The sequence below is a fragment of the Enemella evansiae genome (assembly GCF_004362375.1).
GTDB classification, from domain to species: Bacteria; Actinomycetota; Actinomycetes; order Propionibacteriales; family Propionibacteriaceae; genus Enemella; species Enemella evansiae.
Map to the genome: position 1 here is coordinate 16,414 of NZ_SNXA01000016.1, position 21,225 is coordinate 37,638.

The window sequence follows — 21,225 nt, forward strand, 5'->3', positions numbered from 1 at the left end:
TCCGTGCCTGAGATCCTCATCGGATTCCCGCGGTCCTACGTCGAGTTCGCCGATCCGGCGGATGACGATCAGATCTTCCGCTGCGACCTGACCTGGTTGACCTCCCGCTGGCAGTGCCTGTTCGGCAACGGCTGCCCCGGCATCTACGCCGACCGCCCCGACGACGGCTGCTGCACCCTGGGTGCGCACTTCTCCGATGCCGATGACGAGAAACGGGTCGCCAAGGCGGTCAAGCGGCTGAAGAAGTCCACCTGGCAGTACAAGTCGGCGGCCAAGGACGGCGGCTGGGTCGAGGAGGAGACCGACGGCGAGGACGAGGAGCCGGCGCGCAAGACCCGGGTCGTCGACGGGGCCTGCATCTTCTTGAACCGTCCTGGATTCCCGGGCGGTGAGGGGTGTGCGTTGCATTCGCTGGCGGTACGCGAGGGCCGCGACTTCCTGGAGACCAAGCCCGATGTCTGCTGGCAGCTGCCGCTGCGCCGGCAGTACCGGACGGTGGAACGCAACGACGGCAGCAGCTACACCGAGGTGACCATCGGCGAGTACGTACGGGAGGGCTGGGGTGCCGGCGGGCACGACCTGGACTGGTACTGCACCTCGAACACCGAGGCGCACATCGGCTCCGAGCCGGTCTATCGCAACAATGCCGCGGAGCTGACAGCACTGATGGGCGCCGAGGCGTACCGGCTGCTGGTCGAGTTCTGCGAGGATTTCGAGGCCGGTGATCCGCGCACCATCCATCCGGCCAGCCGCGGCACCGCGGCCGGCAGCTGACGTGAGTAGCACAGGGGGGTTACCCACATCGCACCCACCCCATTCGTCGCCTCGGCCACTCGGGGGCCACAATGGCTGCATGCACGTCGACCATCTCGTCTTTGCTGCTGGACCCGAGGGGCTGCAGGCCACCTCCGACCGGTTGGGTCAGCTGCTCGGTGCCCAGTCCCGGGACGGCGGATTCCATCCACGCTTCGGCACCCGGAATCGGCTGATTCCGCTGACCGATGAGCGCTACATCGAGATCGTCGAGGTCCTCGAGCACCCGGTCGCGGAGAAGGCACCGTTCGGCCAGGTGGTCCGGGCCCGCTCCGAGGCCGGCGGTGGCTGGCTCGGTTGGGTGATCTCGGTCGATGACATGGCCCCCTTCGAGGCACGGCTGGGCCGGGAGGCCGTTGACGGCTCGCGGCACTTCCCCGACGGCCGGTTGCTGGAGTGGAAGCAGCTCGGCATCAAGGGGCTGCAGGCCGATCCGCAGTTGCCGTTCTTCCTCAAGTGGATCTCCGATGAATCGGTCCGCCCGAAGGCGCTGGCCGGCAGCATCCAGCTGATCCGCCTGGAGATCGCCGGGGACAAGAACCGGGTCGACGAGTGGCTCGGCGGCCCGAGCGAGCAGCTGCTCGACTTCGACATCGAGTGGGTCGCCCAGAACGGCCAGCCCGGCATCGTGGCGGCGCACTTCCGCACCGACAACGGCAAGGTCCGCGTCTGATGTCGGACTCCGGCGGGGTCCGGATCCGCGCCTGCATCCGGGCGCTGCCGGCGTACCGGGCGGGCAAGCCGGCCACCGCTGGACCCGACGGGCGGGCGTACAAGCTCTCCAGCAACGAGAATCCCTATCCCCCGCTGCCGAGCGTGCTGGCCGCGGTGGACGAGGCGAGCCGGGGCATGAACCGCTATCCCGATGCCGGCAACCGGGCGGTCGCCGAGGCGACCGCCGAGCTGCTCGGCGGTGATGTCGGCCCCGAGCATCTGGCGTTCGGCACCGGATCGGTCGCGGTGCTCTTCCACGCCCTGACGACGGTCTGCGATCCCGGTGATGAGGTGGTCTACGCCTGGCGCAGCTTCGAGGCGTACCCGATCGGGGTCCAGCTCACCGGTGCGAAACCGGTGCCGGTGCCGCTGCGCCCGGACTGCACCCACGACCTGCCGGCAATGCTCGCCGCGATCGGGCCGCGGACCCGGGCGGTGATGCTGTGCACGCCGAACAATCCGACCGGGCCGACGATCCGGCACACCGACCTGATCGACTTCTGCGATCGGGTGCCCGAGGACGTGCTGGTGATCGTCGACGAGGCCTATGTCGAGTTCGTCACCGACCCCGAGGCCGCGCGCGGGCTGGAGGCCTGGGCGCAGCGGCCGAACGTGATCGTGCTGCGCACCTATTCGAAGGCCTTCGGGCTGGCTGGTTTCCGGGTCGGGTACGCCGTGGCGCACGCAGAGCTGGCCACCGCGATGCGGGCGGTCGCGCTGCCGTTCGGGGTGTCGGTCCCGGCGCAGGCCGCCGTGGTCGCCTCGGTGCGGGCGAAGGACGAGCTGATGGCGCAGGTCAAGACGCTCATCGCCGCCCGCGACGAGCTGGCGGATTCCCTGCGTGGGTTGGGAATCGAGGTGCCCGAAAGCCAGGGCAATTTCGTCTGGCTGCCCGCCGGGGAACGGACCACCGCCTGGGGTGAGCATTTCGCCGCGCACGGTCTGATGACCCGCGCGTACGCCGCCGGGGACGCCTTCGACGGGGTACGCGTGAGCGTCGGCGAACCCGAGGCCAACGCCCGCGTCCTCGAGGTCGCGAAGACCCTCCCCCGCTGACGTTCATCGAGTAGCATCCCGCATGGCCGCGGCGCCGATGAGTGTCGGGGCCGGCGTCTAGAGTCACGGTCGTGGCAAAGGCTTCGACGAAACCGGCATATCAGTGCACCGAGTGCGGCTGGACATCGCTGCGCTGGGTGGGGCGCTGCGGGGAGTGCCAGACCTGGGGCTCGGTGGTCGAGCAGGGTGCACCCAAGGTGGCCGAGGTCCGCTCCGCCGCCCCGACCACCAGGGCGGTGCCGATCGCGGAGGTGTCGGCCCGGGCCGCCGATCGCAATCTGACCGGTGTCGCCGAGCTGGACCGCGTCCTCGGCGGCGGCCTGGTGCCCGGCGCGGTGGTGCTGCTGGCCGGCGAACCGGGCGTCGGGAAGTCGACGCTGCTGCTCGAGGTGGCCGCCCGCTGGGCCCGCGCGGGCCGGCGTACCCTCTATGTCTCCGGTGAGGAATCGGCCGCCCAGGTCCGGTTGCGGGCCGACCGGACGAAAGCGGTCGCCGACGACCTCTACTTCGCCGCCGAGAGCGATCTGGGCACCATCCTCGGTCACATCGAGCAGGTCGAACCCTCGCTGATGGTGCTCGATTCGGTGCAGACGGTGAGCACCACCGAGGCCGACGGCTCCCCCGGTGGGGTCAGCCAGGTCCGCGAGACCACCGGCGCCCTGGTCCGGGTCGCCAAGCGTCTCGGGATGGCGGTGGTGATCGTCGGCCACGTCACCAAGGAGGGATCGATCGCCGGCCCGCGGACGATGGAGCATCTGGTCGATGTGGTGCTCAACTTCGAGGGCGACCGGCACTCCGGTTTCCGGATGGTACGCGCGGCGAAGAACCGCTTCGGCCCCGCCGATGAGGTGGGCTGCTTCGAGATGGCCGGTGACGGCATCCAGGAGGTGCCCGACCCATCGGGGCTGTTCACCTCCTCCCACGCCGAACCGGTCCCGGGCACCTGCGTCTCGGTGATCATGGAGGGCCGCCGCCCGCTGCTGGCGGAGGTGCAGGCGCTGGTGGTGCGCAGCGAGAAACCGCGGCTGACCACCCACGGCCTGGAATACTCCCGGATCACCATGCTCAACGCGGTCCTCGACCGACGGGCCCAGGTGCGGGTGCTCTCCCACGACGTGTACGCCTCCACCGTCGGCGGGGCGCGGGTGCTCGATCCCGGGATCGACCTGGCCGCGGCGATCGCGATCGCCTCCGCCGCCCGCAACCAGACCGCCACCGGCACCGGCGGGGATCGCCGGGTGGTCGCGATCGGCGAGGTCGGGCTGGCCGGTGAGCTGCGCCGCGTGCCGGGTCTGGACCGGCGGATCGCGGAGGCCTCCCGGCTCGGCTTCGACACCGCGGTGGTGCCGGCGGAGCGCGGCTCCCGACCGCATCCGCGCGGGGTGAAGGGGATGCGGGTCGTCGAGGTCGGCACCCTGCGTGAGGCGCTTTTCCAGGCGCTCGATCAGAAAGTGGTGGACATCAGGCGGGAACCGGGTGGTCAATGGTGAGGTAGGTCACCCGCGCACAAAACGTTTTGTATGATCGAATCGTTCGATCATCGAAGGTTCAATCGGCAGGAGCGGCAATGGGTTCGGTATCGGTGCCGGTCCGGTTCTCAGCCGGGACGACAGCGCACGGCAGCCGCTCGATCTCGGCGACCACCTCCTGCAGCGCGCGTCCGACGACGACCAGCTCCTCATCACTGAGCCGCTCCATCGCCGATCGCACCGCCCGGCTGAGCGGCGAGAACGCCGCACCCGAGACCGCCGCCGCATTGTCGGTGATGGTCAACGTCTGCCGGCGCCGATCATCGGAGCGGCGGCCGCGGCGGACGTGGCCCATCTGCTCCAACCGGTCCACCAGCGAGGTCACCGCCGACGCCGACAGCTGCAACTGGGTCGCCAGCTCCGAGGGCGAGATCGGATCACCCGCCCGGCTGCGGGTGGCGATCATCTCCATCGCCGTCAGGTCGCTGCGGGTCATCTCCAGGTCACGACGGACCCGCTCGACGTACCGATTGGTTGCGATGGACAGTTGCCGTACCAGCCCGGCGGCCCGCACGACCGCCTCCCGCTGCGGCTCATCCGTCGTTCCGTGCACCGTCAACCCCTCCCGGTCAGCCACCTCATTGAACACCGGATACCGGGTGGGACAAAGCGGGGTGCCGCGATGACCACCGTCACCACCGACCTGGTCGAGCTGCTCGACGACACCGGTGCGGCCATCGGAACCGCACCCCGGCTCAGCGTGCACGGCCCCGACACCCCGCTGCACCGGGCCTTCTCGGTGCACCTGTTCGACGACCGCGGACAGGTGCTGTTCACCCGTCGCGCCCTGACCAAGGCGACCTGGCCCGGGGTCTGGACCAACTCCTGCTGCGGGCACCCGCGACCCGGTGAGGACGACCGCACCGCGATCGTGCGCCGGGTCCGCGAGGAGCTCGGCGCCGAGGTCGACCCGGACAGCCTGCGGCTCGCCCTGCCCGACTTCCGCTACCGCGCCACCGACGCCAGCGGCGTGGTGGAGAACGAGATCTGCCCGGTGTGGACCGGTCGGCTCGCCGAGCCCGAGCTGATGCCCGACCCCGACGAGGTCGTCGAATACGCCTGGCTGACACCCGAGCGGGCACTCGCCCTGGCCGAGACGCCCGAGCTGATCAGCCCGTGGGCGGTCCGCCAGCTGCCGCAACTGACCCGGGCGTACGCCGTCGCGGCGAGCCCGACCACGGCCGCCCCCAGCGATGCGGCGACGACGCTGGCCGCCGTGGACACCCTGCTCCGCGCCGAACTCGTCGAACTCGCCGAGGAATGGCGGCTCTCCGCACCGGAGCGGACGGTCGACGTGCTGGGCGAGGATCTGCCGGGCTGGCTGACCGCGCTGGTCGACGACGGCGGCAAACGGATCCGGCCGACGATGGTGCACTGGGGGCACCGGGCCGCCGGCGGCGGCAGCACCGGACCCGGTCATGAGGCGATGATCCGGGCCGCGGGTGCCCTGGAGGTGCTGCACGTCTTCGCCCTGATCCACGACGACGTGATGGACCGCTCCGACGCCCGCCGCGGCCGCCCGACCGCCCACATCCGGGCAGCGGCCGCGCACCGGGAAGCCGACGGCAGCGGATCGGCCGAGGACTTCGGCACCAACATCGCGATCCTGCTCGGCGATCTGGCCCACCACCAGGCCGACCGGTTGGCGGCCGAACTGCCGGCCTCGATGCGTCAGGAATGGTGGCGGCTCGGCACCGAGCTGATCGCCGGCCAGCGTGCCGACCTGACCGGTGCCGCCGCCCGGCGCCGCGATCTGGCGCACGCCGAACGGGTCTCCCGGATCAAGTCCGGGGCGTACACCATCACCCGCCCGCTGCGCCTCGGTGCGCTCGCCGCCGGCGCCGACGACCAGGTGCTCGCCGCACTGGCCGACTATGGCCGGCACCTGGGCATCGCCTTCGCGCTGCGCGACGACCTGCTCGGCATCTGGGGCGACCCGCGGGTGACCGGCAAACCGGCCGGTGACGACCTGCGGGCCGGCAAGGCGACGATCATCCTGACCCTGGCCGAGGGTGCACTCGCCGACGGCCTGCTCTCCGCCGACGCCGAACGGGTGCTGCGCCGGGTCGGATCGCCGGACCTCACCGACACCGAGGTCGAGCTGCTCCGCGAGGCGCTGGCCGAGGCCGGTGTCGGGGGCTGGGTGGAGGAGTTGATCGCCGATGAGGTGCGGCTCGCCGAGGGGGCCCTCAGCTGCCCGGCGCTGACCGCCGACGGGGTGGCCGGGCTGACCGCGATGGCGCGCCGGATCGGTTGGCGGGCCCGATGAGCCAGGTCGTGGTGATCGGCGCGGGACTGGCCGGGTTGGCCGCCACCTGCCACCTGCTCGGCGCCGGGCACCGGGTGGTGCTGGTCGAGCGGGAGGAGATCCCCGGCGGGCGTTGCGGTCGGCTGGTACGCGACGGGTTCGCCTTCGACACCGGCCCGACGGTGCTCACCATGCCGCAGCTGATCGACGACGCGCTGGCGGCGATCGGGGTACGCCGGGAGCAGGTGCTGCCCCTGCGTCGGTTGGATCCGGCCTACCGGGCGCGGTACGCCGACGGTTCGGAGCTGCGGGTGATGGCCGGCACCGAGGCGATGCGGGCCGAGATCGCCCGGGTCTGCTCCGAACGCGACGCGGCGGCGTACACCGAGTTCGTCGACTGGCTGGAAACCCTGTACCAGCTGGAACTCCCGCACTTCATCGACCGCAACTTCGACTCGCCGGTTGATCTGTTCACCCGGCCGCGGGCGATGGCCGGGTTGCTCGCCGCCGGCGGTTTCGGCCGGCTCGGACCGGCCGTCGAGCGTCGCTTCGCCGACGACCGGCTGCATCGGCTGTTCTCCTTCCAGGCGATGTACGCCGGGCTCTCCCCCACCCAGGCGCTGGCCATCTATGCGGTGATCACCTACATGGACTCGGTCTCCGGGGTCTATTTCCCAGACGCCTCGATCGGGTCCGGGGGCCCGCATGGTTCGGGGATGCACGCGGTGCCGGCCGCGATGGCCGCCGCGGCCCAGTCCGCCGGTGCCGAGATCTGTTACGGCCAATCGGTGGATGAGGTGCTGCGCCGCAGCGATGGTGCGGTCGCCGGTGTGCGGCTCGCCGACGGCACCCGGATCGCCGCCGATGCGGTGGTCTGCACCATCGATCTGCCACAGGCCTACGCCACCCTGCTCAAGGATCTGCCGATGCCGGCAGCCCTTCGCCGGCCCGCGTTCAGCCCCTCGGCGGTGGTCTGGCACCTCGGGGTGCGCGGCGGCCCGCCGGCCGGGGCGAGCCATCACAACATCCACTTCGGCGACGCCTGGGGCCCCGCCTTCGACGACCTGCTGGAGCGGGGCCGGTTGATGCGCTCCGCCTCCCGGTTGGTCTGCATCCCCTCGATCGACGACCCGGCCGCGGCACCCGAGGGTGCCAGCAGTCTCTATGTCCTGGAACCGGTGCCGAACCTGGTCACCGGCCGCATCGACTGGGCCCGCGAACGGCCCGCGATGCGGCAACGACTGCTGGATTTCCTGTCCAGCAACGGATATCCGACCGACATCGTCACCGAGGAACTCGTCACCCCGACCGACTGGGCGGCCAGCGGGATGGCCGCCGGCACCCCCTTCGCGCTGTCCCACAACTTCGCCCAGACCGGCCCCTTCCGACCCGGTAACACCACCCGTAGGCTGCCGGGACTGGTGTTCGCCGGCTCCGGCACGGTGCCCGGGGTCGGCGTACCGATGGTGCTGATCTCCGGCCGGCTGGCCGCCGAACGGGTGGAGGGTTATCTGCGATGAGTGACCGCGCCGCCCTGCTCGCCGAGGGCTACCGCTGCTGCGCCGAGCTGACCCGCCGGCACGGCACCACCTACTACTGGGGTGCCGCGCTGCTGCCGCCCGCGCAGCGCCGCGATGTGCACGCGGTCTATGCGCTGTGCCGGCTGGCCGACGACATCGTCGACGAGCCGGAGACGGTACGCCTGCCACTCGCCCTCGACGGCGATCCGGCGCAGCGGCTGGCCGGATTCGCCGACGCCTTCCGCACCGCCTGCGACGGGGATGCCGCCGGCGTGCCGGTGCTGGCCGCGGTCGCCGACACCGTCCGCCGCCGCCGGATCGACCCGGAGTGCTTCGAGCGGTTCTTCGCCGCGATGACCCTCGACCTGACCCGGACCAGCTGGGCCAGCTGGCCGGAGCTGCGGGACGGCTACATGGAGGGGTCGGCCGCCGTCATCGGCGAGATGATGCTGCCGGTGCTGGAGCCCTACACCGCCGAGGCGAGACATCCGGCCCGCCAGCTCGGGCTGGCCTTCCAGCTGACCAACTTCATCCGCGACGTCGGGGAGGACCTGGACCGCGGCCGGGTCTATCTGCCGGCCGACGACCTCGCCCGGCACGGGGCCGACCCGTGGCGGCGCCGGGTCGATCCGGCCTGGCGGGAATTCCTGGCCGAGCAGATCGCCCGCAACCGCGAGCTCTATGAGCAGGCCCGCCCCGGGATCGAGATGCTGCCGCCGGCATCGGCGCGCTGCGTCGGCACCGCGCACCGGCTCTATGCACAGATCCTGGATCGGATCGAGGCCGCCGACTTCGACGTGTTCAGCACCCGACGCCGGGTGCCGACCTGGCGCAAGCTGGCCACCGCCGGCACGGTCAGCGCGGGCACCCTCGGCACCCGCGCGCCGCGGATCCCGCTGGCGAACCGGCCACAACCGGCCCCGGACCGGATGCCGAGCACCTGGCGGCAGGCCCGGCCGGCGCGGATCGAACGCAGCCTGGCCCGGGCCCTGGACCGCGATCCGGGCGGCTGGTATGTGGTCGGCGAGAGCCGCACCCTGCCGCCCGGCCGCGCCGGCGGCGGCCGGGTCGCCGGCCGGGAGGTGGTCTGGTGGCGCACCGAGGCGGGTGAGCTGCGCGCCGGACCGGGCGCCTGCCCGCATCTGGGCGCCTGGCTCGGCGACGGGATCGTCACCGGTGACGAGCTGCGCTGCCGCTGGCACGGGATGGCGCTGCCGGACGAGGGCGGCGATGCCTGGCGCTGCCTGCCCGCCCACGACGACGGTGTGCTGATCTGGCTGCGGTTGCCGACCAAGGGTGAGACCCCGGCCGAGCTGCCGCGGCTCGGCCCGCGCCCCGACCCGGAACACAGCTTCGCGACGGTGTTCCGCAGAGACGGACGCTGCGAACCGCGGGATGTGATCGCCAACCGGCTCGACCCCTGGCACGGCGCCTGGTTCCACCCCTATGCGTTCTCGCATCTGACGGTCGACGAGGCGGCCAGCGATGCCGACCGGCTCGTGCTCGATGTCACCTTCCGGCTGGACCGGCGGATCGGGGTCCCGGTCCGCGCCGAGTTCACCTGCCCCGACGCCCGCACGATCACGATGGAGATCATCGACGGTGAGGGCACCGGTTCGGTCGTCGAGACCCACGCGACCCCGCTCGGTACCGGTCCCGACGGCGCCGCCCGGAGCGCGGTCATCGAGGCCACCATCGCCACCTCCGAACGCCCCGGATTCCGGGTGGCCCGGCGGTTGCAGCGGCTGATCCGGCCGCTGGTGCGGCACACCGCCGGCCAGTTGTGGATCGACGACCTGGCCTACGCCGAACGCCGCTACGCGCTGCGCACCGACGGCTGAGACCCGGGCCGCCGAGACGCCGGCAGCAGACCGCGCAGCGGTACCGTCCACAGGTCGTGCCCGGCGACCTGCCAGCCGGCCAGCAACCGGTTGGCCGCCTGGAATCCGGTGACCGCCGCCCGCTCCATCAGCGCCACCGGCCAGTCGCAGCGCAGCGTGTCCCCGGCCAGCACCAGCCGCGGATCCGGGGTCACCACCCCGGGACGCTCCGCCCACGGCTCGGTGCCGACCAGGCCGCAGTCGTCGGCGACCAGCCACTCCTCGGCGACCGTCGCCACCCCGCGCAGTTCCGGATAGACGCGGTCCAACTGCTCCCGCAGGTCGGCCCGCAGCCCGCCCTCGGCGTAGGTCCGGTCGACGGCATAGGCGTGCAGCTCGACCACCGAGCCACCGGTGCGCTCGGCCCAGCTGCGGGCGGTGTCCTCGAACCGTTCCAGCACCGAGATGTTGTCCAGCGGCCCGAAACCGCTGGTACCAAGGAAAGCAGGGCGCTCACCGCTCACCCGATCGGCCAGCCAGAGCCGGTGCACCGCGAACGGCGGCGCGCTGCGCAGCCCGGCGATCCGCTGCCGCCAGTCCTGCCAGGCCGCGTCCGGTTCGGAACCGGCGGGGGTACGCCGCAGCCCCGCGACCAGCTCGCGGGTGGTGGCCGGATCGGTGGCCAGCACCACCGCATCGCAGGGCAGCGACCCGGTGTCGGTGTGCACCACCGAGTCCCCGGCCCCCAGCTCGATACCGGTCACCGACACCCCGGGATGCAGCCGCGCGCCGAGGCGTACCAGATGGTCGGCGAGCGGCGCCCAGAGCACCGTGTCGTAGTCGTCGACCGGCACGTCGAAGAGCAGTCCCTCCGCGGACCCGGTGAAGTAGCTGTGGAACATCGCCACCAGCTCACCGGCGGAGAACTCGCGCGGATCGGCGAAGAAGGAGCGGGCGAAGACCTCCAGGGCCAGATGCCGGGCGGTGTCCGGGAATCCCAGCCGGTCAAGGAAATCCGCGGCCGAGCAGCCGTCGAACTCGGTGAAGGTGCGCGGGAAGTCGGTGCTCACCAAGCGCAGCGCGGCCGGCACATCCACCCCGGCCAGAGCTCGTATCGGGAAGCTCGGGCTGGTCGCGACGAAACCGAGGATGCTCCACGGCGGGGTACGCGGGATGGCGGCGAAGGAGTCGCTCAGCTCGGTGCCGTCGTCGAAGACCGCCCGCAGCGGATAGTCGGTGACCGGGCGCAGCGCCGACAGTTCCGGATCGGCGCGGCGCAGCAGCGCGCGCAGCGTGTAGTACTGCCGGAAGAAGGCATGGAAGCCGCGGCTCATCGTCCGGCCGTCGCCGACCGGCCAGGAGCGGACCCGGCCACCGAACTGGGCCCGACGCTCGACCAACTCGACCGCGACGCCGCGCTCGGCGAGCGCCACCGCCGCGGCCAGGCCGGCGATCCCGCCGCCGACGACGACCACCCGACGCACCTCGGCCGGCCGCGGCAACCCGCTCGGCCCCGGATGCCGGACCGCCCGGCGATCCCGCCCCGGCCGCCACGACTTCACAGTGGCTTCCGCGGGTGTGAATCCTGCGCGCGCCGCGCGTGTGAATCCTGCGCGCGCCGCGCGTGTGAATCCTGCGCGCGCCGCGCGACGAAGGTGTGCAGGATGCCGCGCTGCCAACCACCGGCGGTCCGATGCGCGATGTCGCTGAACCCGGCCGCGGCCAACCGGTCGCAGAACACCGCCGGCGGATCGAACTCGAACCCGCTGCGCCACAGATAGCGGTAGAGCGAGGTGTCACCGAGCAGCAACCGGGCCAGCGGGATCACCACCGCCCAGCAGACCAGCGACCAGACCCGCCGCGGCCACGGTTCCTGCACCGAGTAGTCCTGCACCACCAGCCAGCCGCCCGGCGGCAACCGGTCGTGCACGGTGCGCAGCACCCGGTCCCGGTCGTCCGGGGCGAGATTGCGGAACAGATAGCAGGCGTACACCCCGTCGGGCTGCGCGTCCTGCTCGTCGAGCAGCCGGTCGAGGTGTTCGGCGCGACCGGTGGTGAACCGTACGCCGGCGGGCCAGTCCTGCCGGCGGGCCCGCGCCAGCATGCCGGGCGAGGCGTCGATGCCGAGCACCGACCCGGCACCGGCCCGCAGCAGCGCCCGGGTGGAGGCGCCGGACCCGCAGCCCAGATCACAGATCTCGGCGCCGGCGCCGACCCGTTCGACCAGGGCGGTCGCCGCCGAGGTCAGATGCTCGTGATAGCCGGGGTTGAGCGCGACCATCAGGTCGTAGCGGGCCGCGGCCCGGTCGAAACCGGCGGAGAGATCCTTGTTCACCGGGCCCCCTTCGACGCGGCCTTCGGTGCCGCTTTCGGCCCCCGCTGCTTCTCCCAGCACAGGATCGCCAGCGTCACCATCGCCCAGCCGAACCCGAAGTCCTCGATCGGGATGTCCCACGGGAACCGGATGCCCAGGTTCTGCTCCGGGGCGTACAGGACGATCGGCGCGTCCAGCTTGGTCAGCCAACCGTCGACCAGGCACTGGAAGAAGATCACGATCGCCATCGCCAGCCAGTACTGCGCCCGGCGGAAGATGCCGGTCCGCAGCCAGAGCAGCTCGACCAGGATCACCGCGACGATCGCGATCCCGGTGAGCACGGTGTATTCAGGCATCGCTGGCCGCGCCCTCCCGATCGGCCGAACCGCGGCGCAACCGCGTCAGCACGTAACCGACCGCCTCATAGCTGAGCAGCCCGCAGATCGGCACCACGATGAAGAAGACCAGTTCCTCCAGCGGCATCACCCCGAGCTGGATCCCGGTGACGAACCGCGGGTTGTAGCTCCAGTGGTTCCGCAGGATGCCCAGCACGTCCCAGGCGATGAAGACCACCAGCACCGGCAGCATCGCCAGCAGCAACCGCAGCGGCCGGCGATAGACGCGGGCGCGGAGCACGAACTCCAGCGGCAGGGTGATCAGCAGGCAGCCCGCCATCAGCAGCAGGTACTGGAAGCGATCCATCGCCCAACCCTATCCACACCTAGGATGGCGGGGACCGACCGACACCGCCCACCCGAGGAGCCGCAGTGCCCGACGTCCCCGCCCGGATCAGCAAGTACCGCGCGCTGCTCGCGCCCGGCACCCCGCTGCGCGAGGGCCTGGAACGGATCCTGCGCGGCCGGACCGGGGCGCTGGTGGTGCTCGGCAACAACCGGCAGGTCGAGGAGCTGTCCACCGGCGGGTTCCGGATCGAGGTGCCCTTCACCGCGACCGCGCTGCGTGAGCTGGCCAAGATGGACGGGGCGATCGTGCTCTCCAGCGACGGTGAGCTGATCGTCGCGGCGGGCGTGCATCTGATGCCGGACCCGGGCATCGAGACCGTGGAGACCGGGACCAGGCACCGCACCGCCGATCGGGTGTCGCAGCAGACCGGGCTGCCGGTGGTCACGGTGTCGGCGTCGATGCACACCATCCAGCTGTTCCTGGAGGGGACCCGGACCCTGGTCGAGCCATCGGCGGCGATCCTGGGCCGGGCACATCTGGCCCTGCAGACGCTGGAGCGTTACAAGGTGCGGCTGCTGCAGGTGCTGCACCGGCTGTCCGGGCTCGAGGTGCAGGACCAGGTGACGGTGCGCGATCTGGTCGTGGTGGCGCAGCGGCTGGAGATGGTACGCCGGCTCGAGGCCGAGACGGCCGGTTACGTCAACGAGCTCGGCACCGACGGCCGACTGCTGGAACTGCAGCTGCTCGAGGTGAACGTCGGACTGGAGGACCTGCCGGAGCTGCTGGCCCGCGACTACCGGCCCGAGGACAGCCAGGGTTTCGGATTCGACGCGCTGCCCGAGCTCACCGACGCCGACCTGGTGGATGCGACCGCGGTGGCGCGCTCGATCGGGTTCTCCGACCATCTGGACAGCCGGGTCTCGGCCCGCGGCTATCGCCAGCTGGCCAGCATCAATCGGTTGCCCGAGGTCGTGGTGACCCGGCTGATCGACCAGTTCGGCAATCTGCAGCAGCTCTTCGGTGCCAGCAGCCTGGAACTGCAGCAGGTCGAGGGCGTCGGTGAGAGCCGGGCGCGGATGATCCGCGACAGCCTGACCCGGCTCGCGGAATCGGCGTACGCCAGCGAGGACGTGGGCTGAAACCGTTTTGCGTGACTCATTGCCAGCGTCGGTGGACCCTCCTTAGCATCACCACGGTGGTCGGGAGGTTCTCGGCCAGAAATCGGAGTCACAATGAAGCGACGAATCCGTGTTCTGCTGTCCGCGGCCGCGAGTGCGGCACTGGCGCTCGGGGCGGTCAGCACCGCCGCGGCCCCCGGGGCGTACGCCGCACCGAAACCGAAGGAACCGGTCAGCTACGACCGCTATGTGGCGCTGGGTGATTCCTACACCGCGGCCCCGCTGGTCCCGGTCACCGACCCGGCCGGTGGCTGCTTCCGCTCCACCAACAACTATCCGAACCAGCTCGCGCGCACCCTCGGGGTGAAGACCCTCGTCGACGTCTCCTGCAGCGGTGCCGACACCACCGACATGACCAGCCCGCAGCAGACCCCGCTCGGCCCGGTGCCGCCGCAGTTCGATGCGCTGACCCCGGACACCGATCTGGTCACCGTCAGCATCGGCGGCAATGACGAGAACGTGTTCGGCACCCTGGTCGGCTACTGCACGACCCTGCGCAGCACCGATCCGACCGGTTCGCCGTGCCGCGACCAGATGCGCGCCGATGCCGGCGGGGACCGGCTGATGAACGCCACCACCCGGACCCGGGCCCGGGTCGACCAGGTGGTCGCGCAGATCCGCCAGCGCGCCCCGCAGGCGAAGATCGTGGTCGTCGGCTATCCGCAGATCATTCCGACCTCGGGCACCTGTGTGGACCGGTTGCCGCTGGCCGATGGTGACTATGCGTACGCCCGGCTGATCAACCAGCGACTGGATGCCGCCCTGAAGCATGCCGCACAGTCGAACAAGGCCACCTTCGCCGATATCTGGAAGGCGAGCAAGGGCCATGACGTGTGCTCGGCCGATCCGTGGATCAACGGCCAGGTGAACGATCCGGCGCGCGCCTCGGCGTACCACCCGTTCGGCAACGAGCAGACCGCGATCGCGGAACTGGTTGCGGGGAAGCTCAGCCCCGCAACTGCATGATCACCTGGACCGGCTGGGCGTCCTTGAGCTGGGCGGTGGCCACGTAGGTGCCGGAGCGCAGCGTCTCGGCACCGGCTTTGCAGTCACCGACGGAGCGGTTGGCGCGCCACTCCTGCTCCCAGCCGAACTCCTGTCCGGGATCGAGCGTCAGATTCTTGGCGGGCATCCCGGACAGGCAGTCCAGGGTGGTCCAGATCCGGTCGGTGCCGGAGTAGATCTTCAGCTCGAAGGTCTTGTCGTCGACCACCAGCCGACACCGCTGGCCGGAGTCGTTGCCGACGGTGACGCGGAAGTTGACCGGTACGCCGGCGCTCACCTGACGCGGTCCGTCGAGCCCGACCCGCAGCTTGGACCGGTCGCAGGCCTGGGGCTGACCCGCGGGCTGCTGACCCGCGGGCTGCTGACCCGCGGGCTGCTGGGGCGAACCCACCTCGAAGGAGGCGGGGGCCTGGCTGGGCGCGGGCCGCGGCGCGCTGGTCGCCGGTGCGCTGGGCGCCGGTTGGCTGGCTGGCGGCTGGGTCGCCGCGGGCTGGGTCGCCGCCGGGGTGCTCGGTGCCGCGGCCGGTGTGGTCGCCGCGGGCTCCGGGGCCGGGGTCGGCGCGGGGGTCTCGTCGGCCGGGGCCGGGGCCGGGGCCGCCGGATCGGCGGGCGGTGCCGCGGCCGGCTGGGCCGGCCCGGAGATCGCCTGGCTGATGCTGCTGATCATGAAGCCCGCCCCCACCAGGACCGCAACCAGGACGATGAGCACGGCGCCGCGTCGCAGCCAGTAGGTCTCCTCGGCCTCGGGGCCGATGGGGTGAAAGAGTCCGCCCATGGACGCAGAGTAGGTAACCAGCCCGCCAGTGCGCGGCAAGCCACGCCCAAGAATTACATTTTGGCGACATATCCTCGCCGATGTGGACGAGGAGCGCGCGGAACTGGTGCAGGCAGTGGTGGCGTGGTTCGCCGAGGCCGCTCGGGATCTGCCCTGGCGCGGCGCGGCGGGCTGGCCGGTGCTGGTCAGTGAGTTCATGCTTCAGCAGACCCCGGTCTCCCGGGTGCTCGAACCGTGGCGGGCCTGGCTGGCGCGCTGGCCCACCCCCGCCGCGCTGGCCGCCGATCCGCCCGGTGAGGCGGTCCGGATGTGGGGCCGGCTCGGTTATCCGCGGCGGGCGCTGCGGCTGCATGCCGCGGCCGTCGCGATAGTCGAACGCCACGACGGCGAGGTACCGAGCGATCACGACGAGCTGCTCGCCCTGCCCGGGGTCGGTTCCTACACCGCCGCGGCGGTCTCGGCATTCGCCTTCGGCGGCGGCGAGGTGGTGCTGGACACCAATGTGCGCCGCGTGCTGGCACGGGCGATCAGCGGTGTCGAGTTCCCGGCGAACACCCCGACCGCGGCCGAGCGGCGGCTCGCGGCCGAGCTCTGGCCGGCCGAGGATGCGGCGCGCTGGTCGGCGGCGGTGATGGAACTCGGTGCGCTGATCTGCACCGCGGCCCGGCCGAAATGCGGCGACTGCCCGATCCGGGACCGCTGTGCCTGGTACGCCGCGGGTCGCCCCACCCACGACGGCCCGCCGCGGCGCGGGCAGACCTATGCCGGCACCGATCGGCAGGTCCGCGGCCGGCTGCTCGAGGTGCTCCGCGATGCCGAGGACCCGGTCCCCGCGGCCCGCCTCGATCTGGTCTGGGACGACCCGGTGCAACGCACCCGGGCGCTCGAATCGCTGCTCGCCGACGGTCTGGTGGTCCGCCGTGGCCGGGCGTACACCCTGCCCTGACTCAGCGCAGGGCTGCGGGTTCGGCGTACCCCTCGACGAGCCGCAGCTGGCAGAAGAGCACGTCGTGCCAGCGGCCGAACTTCCAGCCGGCCATCTCGGTGACGCCGATGTCGGTGAAACCGAAGGCGCGGTGCAGGCCGAGGCTGGCGTCGTTGGGCAGGGTGATCGAGGCGATCGCCACGACGTAACCGCGTTCGGTCAGCCGCTCCAGCAATGCCTGGTACAGCGCGCGGCCCGCGCCGGTGCGGCGTACCCCCTGGCGCAGATAGACGCTCACCTCGGTGCACCACTGCCAGGCGTACCGACCGCGGTAGACCCCGGCGTAGGCGTAGCCGAGGATCGCACCGTCCCGTTCGGCGACCAGGAAGGCGTGCCGCTGCTGGGCGGCGGCGATCCGCTGCGCCATCTCCACCGGCGGGCAGGGCTGGTCCTCGAAGGTGATCGCGGTCTCCAGCGTGTAGGGCGCATAGATCTCGGCGACCGCCTCGGCATCGGCGGCAACCGCGTCCCGGATCGTCAGCTCGCTCACGGCGGCCAATCTAGGCCCGGCGATCCGACCGACCCCGATCAGTCCACGGTGCGTGGACCGCGGGATCGGGTGGCGCCGACCGAGGCGATCACCACACACCCGATCGCCAGCCATTCCAACCAGCCAAGCCTTTCCGAGAGCAGCACCAGCGCTGCCAGTGCGGCGGCGGCCGGTTCCAGGCTCATCAGGATCCCGAAGGTACGCGCCGGCATGGTGCGCAGCGCGTGCAGCTCGAGGCTGTACGGCACCACCGAACTGAGCAGCCCGACAGCGGCGCCGAGCAGCCACACATGGGCATTGCCGAGATCGGCGACGCCGCCGTCGATCAGCATCGGGATGGTGGCCAGGGTGACCGCGACCGTGCTGGCCACCGCCAGCCCGCTCACCCCCTGCCAGCTCTGCCCGGTCCGCGCGGCGAGCAGGATGTAACCGGCCCAGGCGGCGCCGGCGAGTGCCGCCAGGCCGACCCCGATCCAGTCCAGTTCGGCCGGGCCGAGGCCGAGCAGCACCACCCCGACCGCGGCCAACCCGACCCAGATCAGATCCTTGACCCGCCGCGATCCGAACAGCGCCACCGACAGCGGCCCCAGGAACTCGATGGTCACCGCCAGCCCGAGCGGGATCCGCGCGAAACTCTGGTAGATCGCCCAGTTCATCAACCCGAGCACGGTGCCGAAGCCGATCACCACCAGCCATTCCCGACCGGTACGCCCCCGCAGCCGCGGCCGGGCGATGATCAGCAGCACCAGCGTCGAGGTGGCCAGCCGCAACCACACCATGGTGCTCGGGCTGACCGTGCCGAAGAGGCCCTTGGCGATCGCGGCTCCGACCTGGACCGAGGCGATCGAGCCGAGCACCAGCAACCAGGGCGGGATCGCGGGCCGCGATCCGGAGGCGACCGGGTTCATCACCCGAGCCCCCTGCCGCGGCGCGGCCGGCGCCGGCCCAGCTCCTCGGCTGCGATGCCGGCGATCAGCGCACCGGCGGCGAACAGCACCGCCTGCCACCACAGCTGCATCCAGTCGGCGACCCGGGCATCGGCCGGGCGGGCGGTGGAGAACCAGACCCGCTCCTGATCACCCTTCTGGGGTGCCTCGGTGCCGCTCCAGGTCTGGTCGAAGCGGCGGTACTGGCCGTTGCTGTCGGCGAACTCGACGGTGATCTGCCAGTTCCCCGGCTGCGGGCGCCCGTCGGCGCCGATCACCGGCTGCACCGCGACCACCTCACCGGCCACGGCCTGGGTGGTGGAGTGGAAGTAGAGGTTCTGCGCCGACAGCACCAGGGCGACCACGCCAAGGCCGATCGCGACCAGCGCGAGCAGCCGACCGAGCAGCCGCCGGGCGGGCGACTGGAAGGTCTGCGGGGCGGTCACACTCACCGAATCACCCTAGCCGGGCGGGCAACGCAGAACGCCCCCGTCTCCACGCAGGAGACGGGGGCGCTCGGCGTACCGGATCGGTCACCGATCAGCTGGCCGAGGACTCGCCCTCGCCGCCACCGTCACCGGTGGCGAACTCGGCCGGCACCTTGTTCGGTGCGGAGCCCTTCTTCGAGCCGGTGAAGGTGAACGGGTTCTCCTCCGAGTCGTCACCGGAGTTGACGTCCACCAGCACGATCTCGCCCGAGTTCACCTCGCCGAAGAGGATCTTCTCGGCGAGCACGTCCTCGATGTCGCGCTGCAGCGCACGCCGCAGCGGACGGGCGCCGAGCACCGGATCGTAACCCCGCTTGGCGACCAGCTGCTTGGCCTCCTGGGTGAGCTCGATGCCCATGTCCCGATCGGTCAGCCGCTCCTCGATCTGGGCCACCATCAGGTCGACGATGCGCTCGATGTCGGCCTGGGTGAGCTGGTGGAAGACCACGATCTCGTCGACCCGGTTCAAGAACTCGGGACGGAAGTGGGTCTTCAGCTCATCGGCGACCTTGGCCTTCATCTTCTCGTAGCTGCCCTCGGTGTCACCGGCCTGGGAGAAGCCGAGGTTCACCGACTTGTTGATGTCGCGGGTGCCGAGGTTGGTGGTCATCACGATGACGGTGTTCTTGAAGTCCACCACGCGGCCCTGCGCGTCGGTCAGTCGACCCTCGTCGAGGATCTGCAGCAGCGAGTTGAAGATGTCCGGGTGCGCCTTCTCGATCTCGTCGAAGAGGATCACCGAGAACGGCTTGCGCCGCACCTTCTCGGTCAGCTGGCCGCCCTCCTCGTAACCGACGTAGCCGGGGGGCGAGCCGAACATCCGCGAGGCGGTGTGCTTCTCGCTGTACTCCGACATGTCGAGGGTGATCAGCGCATCCTCGTCGCCGAACAGGAACTCGGTGAGCGCCTTGGTCAGCTCGGTCTTGCCGACACCGGAGGGGCCGGCGAAGATGAACGAGCCGCTGGGCCGCTTCGGGTCCTTCAGCCCGGCCCGGGTGCGCCGGATCGAGCGGGACAGCGCCCGCACGGCGTCGTCCTGGCCGATGTAGCGCTTGCCGATCTCCTCCTCCATCTTGAGCAGCCGGCTGGACTCTTCCTCGGTCAGCTTGAACACCGGGATGCCGGTGGCCGAGCTGAGCACCTCGGCAATGGTCTCCTCATCGACCTCGGCGACGGTGGAGTCGTCGCCCTTCTTCCACTGCTCCTCCTTCTCCGCGCGCTGGCCGAGCAGCTTCTTCTCGTCATCGCGCAGACCGGCGGCCCGCTCGAAGTCCTGGGCGTCGATCGCGGCTTCCTTCTCCAGCCGGACGGCGGCAATCTTCTCGTCGAACTCGCGCAGGTCCGGCGGAGCGGTCATCCGGCGGATCCGCAACCGGGCACCGGCCTCGTCGATCAGGTCGATCGCCTTGTCCGGCAGGAAGCGGTCCTGGATGTAGCGGTCGGCCAGCTGGGCCGCCGCGGTCAGCGCGTCGTCGATGATGGTGATCCGGTGGTGCGCCTCGTAGCGGTCGCGGAGCCCGCGCAGGATGTCGATGGTGTGCGCGATCGACGGCTCGCTGACCTGGATCGGCTGGAAGCGGCGCTCCAGCGCGGCGTCCTTCTCGATGTGCTTGCGGTACTCATCGAGGGTGGTGGCGCCGATGGTCTGCAGCTCGCCGCGGGCCAGCATCGGCTTCAGGATGCTGGCGGCATCGATCGCGCCCTCGGCGGCACCCGCACCCACCAGGGTGTGGATCTCGTCGATGAACAAGATGATGTCGCCGCGGGTCTTGATCTCCTTGAGCACCTTCTTCAGGCGCTCCTCGAAGTCACCGCGGTACCGCGAACCGGCGACCAGCGCACCCAGGTCCAGGGTGTAGATCTGCTTGTCCCGCAGGGTTTCGGGGACATCGCCACGGACGACGGCCTGGGACAGCCCCTCGACGACGGCGGTCTTGCCGACGCCCGGTTCGCCGATCAGCACCGGGTTGTTCTTGGTACGCCGGGACAGCACGGTCATCACGCGCTCGATCTCCGGCTCCCGGCCGATCACCGGGTCGAGCTTGTTCTCCCGCGCGGCCTGGGTCAGGTTGCGACCGAACTGGTCCAGCACGGTGGAACTGGCCGGGCCGCCCTGACCGGTCTCGGCGGTGGCACCGACACCCGCCGGCTCGCCGCCGCCCTTGTTGCCCTGGAAGCCGGACAGCAGCTGCAGCACCTGGTTGCGGACCCGGTTCAGGTCGGCGCCGAGCTTGACCAGCACCTGCGCGGCGACGCCCTCGCCCTCGCGGATCAGGCCGAGCAGGATGTGCTCGGTGCCGATGTAGGAATGGTTGAGCTGCAGCGCCTCGCGCAGCGAGAGCTCCAGCACCTTCTTGGCCCGCGGGGTGAACGGGATGTGGCCGGTCGGCGACTGCTGACCGTGGCCGATGATCTCCTCGACCTTCTCGCGCACGGCCTCCAGCGAGATCCCCAGCGACTCCAGGGCCTTGGCGGCAACACCCTCGCCCTCGTGGATCAGGCCCAGCAGGATGTGCTCGGTGCCGATGTAGTTGTGGTTGAGCATCCGGGCCTCGTCCTGGGCCAGAACGACCACCCGTCGCGCCCGGTCGGTGAACCGCTCGAACATTTAGTACTCCTCGGCTTGTGTGTCAGGGGAGGCTGTGCCCCGCACCTGTTCCTCAACTCTAGTCATTACCCG

The 21,225-nt window shown here is 71.1% G+C and carries 19 protein-coding genes and 2 pseudogenes; 11 read left to right on the forward strand and 10 right to left on the reverse strand.

Features of this window, described 5'->3' with window-relative positions:
- Positions 1-3 precede the first annotated feature (3 nt).
- The 4 genes from C8D81_RS20455 to radA all read left to right on the forward strand — a co-directional run bounded on the left by C8D81_RS20455 (position 4) and on the right by radA (position 4,073).
- Entirely contained in the window at positions 4-774 is a 771-nt protein-coding gene (locus C8D81_RS20455; RefSeq protein ID WP_094358934.1) for a hypothetical protein, read from the forward strand.
- A gap of 79 nt (positions 775-853) precedes the next feature.
- The gene (locus C8D81_RS20460; protein WP_094358936.1) at positions 854-1,486 is read left to right on the forward strand and encodes a VOC family protein; all 633 of its coding nucleotides are present in this window, start codon (positions 854-856) and stop codon (positions 1,484-1,486) included.
- Positions 1,486-2,583, forward strand: coding sequence for a histidinol-phosphate transaminase (gene hisC, locus C8D81_RS20465; protein WP_094358938.1), 1,098 nt, complete (start codon positions 1,486-1,488; stop codon positions 2,581-2,583). The genes C8D81_RS20460 and hisC overlap by 1 nt, the downstream gene beginning before the upstream one ends.
- Before the next feature lie 71 nt (positions 2,584-2,654).
- The gene (radA, locus tag C8D81_RS20470) at positions 2,655-4,073 is read left to right on the forward strand and encodes a DNA repair protein RadA (RefSeq protein ID WP_094399367.1); all 1,419 of its coding nucleotides are present in this window, start codon (positions 2,655-2,657) and stop codon (positions 4,071-4,073) included.
- A 58-nt stretch (positions 4,074-4,131) separates the two neighbouring features.
- Here radA and C8D81_RS20475 read toward each other — a convergent pair whose 3' ends face one another.
- Positions 4,132-4,665 (reverse strand): MarR family winged helix-turn-helix transcriptional regulator, encoded by a 534-nt coding sequence (locus tag C8D81_RS20475; protein WP_133626704.1) that lies wholly within the window; start codon positions 4,663-4,665, stop codon positions 4,132-4,134.
- 69 nt (positions 4,666-4,734) lie between these two features.
- On the opposite strand from C8D81_RS20475, the pseudogene idi reads away from it, so the two are divergent.
- From idi to C8D81_RS20490, 4 genes and pseudogenes are all read left to right on the forward strand, one after another.
- Positions 4,735-5,253, forward strand: a pseudogene (idi, locus tag C8D81_RS21725) (isopentenyl-diphosphate Delta-isomerase); the annotation flags it as partial.
- A 192-nt stretch (positions 5,254-5,445) separates the two neighbouring features.
- Positions 5,446-6,381: pseudogene (locus C8D81_RS21730) on the forward strand (polyprenyl synthetase family protein); the annotation flags it as partial.
- Entirely contained in the window at positions 6,378-7,880 is a 1,503-nt protein-coding gene (gene crtI / locus C8D81_RS20485) for a phytoene desaturase family protein (RefSeq protein ID WP_094358948.1), read from the forward strand. The pseudogene C8D81_RS21730 and the gene crtI, both read left to right, overlap by 4 nt.
- Entirely contained in the window at positions 7,877-9,721 is a 1,845-nt protein-coding gene (locus C8D81_RS20490) for a DUF5914 domain-containing protein (protein WP_094405054.1), read from the forward strand. Before crtI ends, C8D81_RS20490 begins: the two co-directional genes overlap by 4 nt.
- Here C8D81_RS20490 and C8D81_RS20495 read toward each other — a convergent pair.
- Genes C8D81_RS20495 through C8D81_RS20510 form a run of 4 tightly spaced genes read right to left on the reverse strand, consistent with a single transcriptional unit; the run spans position 9,697 to position 12,716 of the window.
- The gene (locus C8D81_RS20495; RefSeq protein ID WP_094405053.1) at positions 9,697-11,262 is read right to left on the reverse strand and encodes an FAD-dependent oxidoreductase; all 1,566 of its coding nucleotides are present in this window, start codon (positions 11,260-11,262) and stop codon (positions 9,697-9,699) included. The genes C8D81_RS20490 and C8D81_RS20495 overlap by 25 nt on opposite strands.
- Positions 11,259-12,035, reverse strand: coding sequence for a methyltransferase domain-containing protein (locus C8D81_RS20500; protein ID WP_208109432.1), 777 nt, complete (start codon positions 12,033-12,035; stop codon positions 11,259-11,261). Before C8D81_RS20500 ends, C8D81_RS20495 begins: the two co-directional genes overlap by 4 nt.
- Complete coding sequence (locus tag C8D81_RS20505; protein WP_094405052.1) at positions 12,032-12,370, reverse strand: lycopene cyclase domain-containing protein; 339 nt, start codon at positions 12,368-12,370, stop codon at positions 12,032-12,034. Before C8D81_RS20505 ends, C8D81_RS20500 begins: the two co-directional genes overlap by 4 nt.
- Positions 12,363-12,716, reverse strand: a complete 354-nt coding sequence (locus tag C8D81_RS20510; RefSeq protein WP_094360154.1) for a lycopene cyclase domain-containing protein — start codon at positions 12,714-12,716, stop codon at positions 12,363-12,365. Before C8D81_RS20510 ends, C8D81_RS20505 begins: the two co-directional genes overlap by 8 nt.
- Before the next feature lie 65 nt (positions 12,717-12,781).
- Here C8D81_RS20510 and disA point away from each other — a divergent pair, with 65 nt between their 5' ends.
- Positions 12,782-13,837, forward strand: a complete 1,056-nt coding sequence (gene disA / locus C8D81_RS20515) for a DNA integrity scanning diadenylate cyclase DisA (protein ID WP_094399379.1) — start codon at positions 12,782-12,784, stop codon at positions 13,835-13,837.
- Between the two features lie 93 nt (positions 13,838-13,930).
- On the forward strand, positions 13,931-14,842 hold the full coding sequence (locus tag C8D81_RS20520) for an SGNH/GDSL hydrolase family protein (protein ID WP_094360158.1): 912 nt from the start codon (positions 13,931-13,933) through the stop codon (positions 14,840-14,842).
- Here the strand turns inward: C8D81_RS20520 and C8D81_RS20525 are convergent.
- Positions 14,823-15,656, reverse strand: a complete 834-nt coding sequence (locus C8D81_RS20525) for a hypothetical protein (RefSeq protein ID WP_133626705.1) — start codon at positions 15,654-15,656, stop codon at positions 14,823-14,825. The genes C8D81_RS20520 and C8D81_RS20525 overlap by 20 nt on opposite strands.
- Before the next feature lie 82 nt (positions 15,657-15,738).
- Between C8D81_RS20525 and C8D81_RS20530 the strand changes: the two genes are divergently transcribed.
- Positions 15,739-16,602 (forward strand): HhH-GPD family protein, encoded by an 864-nt coding sequence (locus C8D81_RS20530; RefSeq protein ID WP_229117729.1) that lies wholly within the window; start codon positions 15,739-15,741, stop codon positions 16,600-16,602.
- Position 16,603: 1 nt separating this feature from the next.
- Here the strand turns inward: C8D81_RS20530 and C8D81_RS20535 are convergent, their stop codons facing one another.
- The 4 genes from C8D81_RS20535 to C8D81_RS20550 all read right to left on the reverse strand — a co-directional run bounded on the left by C8D81_RS20535 (position 16,604) and on the right by C8D81_RS20550 (position 21,153).
- Positions 16,604-17,131: a GNAT family N-acetyltransferase gene (locus C8D81_RS20535; protein ID WP_229117728.1), complete on the reverse strand. Its 528-nt coding sequence runs from the start codon at positions 17,129-17,131 to the stop codon at positions 16,604-16,606.
- A gap of 38 nt (positions 17,132-17,169) precedes the next feature.
- The gene (locus C8D81_RS20540; protein ID WP_094399385.1) at positions 17,170-18,039 is read right to left on the reverse strand and encodes an EamA family transporter; all 870 of its coding nucleotides are present in this window, start codon (positions 18,037-18,039) and stop codon (positions 17,170-17,172) included.
- Positions 18,039-18,509 carry a DUF3592 domain-containing protein gene (locus tag C8D81_RS20545; protein WP_094405045.1) on the reverse strand — a complete coding sequence of 157 codons (471 nt, stop codon included), beginning with the start codon at positions 18,507-18,509 and terminating at the stop codon, positions 18,039-18,041. The genes C8D81_RS20540 and C8D81_RS20545 overlap by 1 nt, the downstream gene beginning before the upstream one ends.
- A gap of 88 nt (positions 18,510-18,597) precedes the next feature.
- Positions 18,598-21,153 carry an ATP-dependent Clp protease ATP-binding subunit gene (locus C8D81_RS20550; protein WP_094405044.1) on the reverse strand — a complete coding sequence of 852 codons (2,556 nt, stop codon included), beginning with the start codon at positions 21,151-21,153 and terminating at the stop codon, positions 18,598-18,600.
- Between the last annotated feature and the right edge of the window lie 72 nt (positions 21,154-21,225).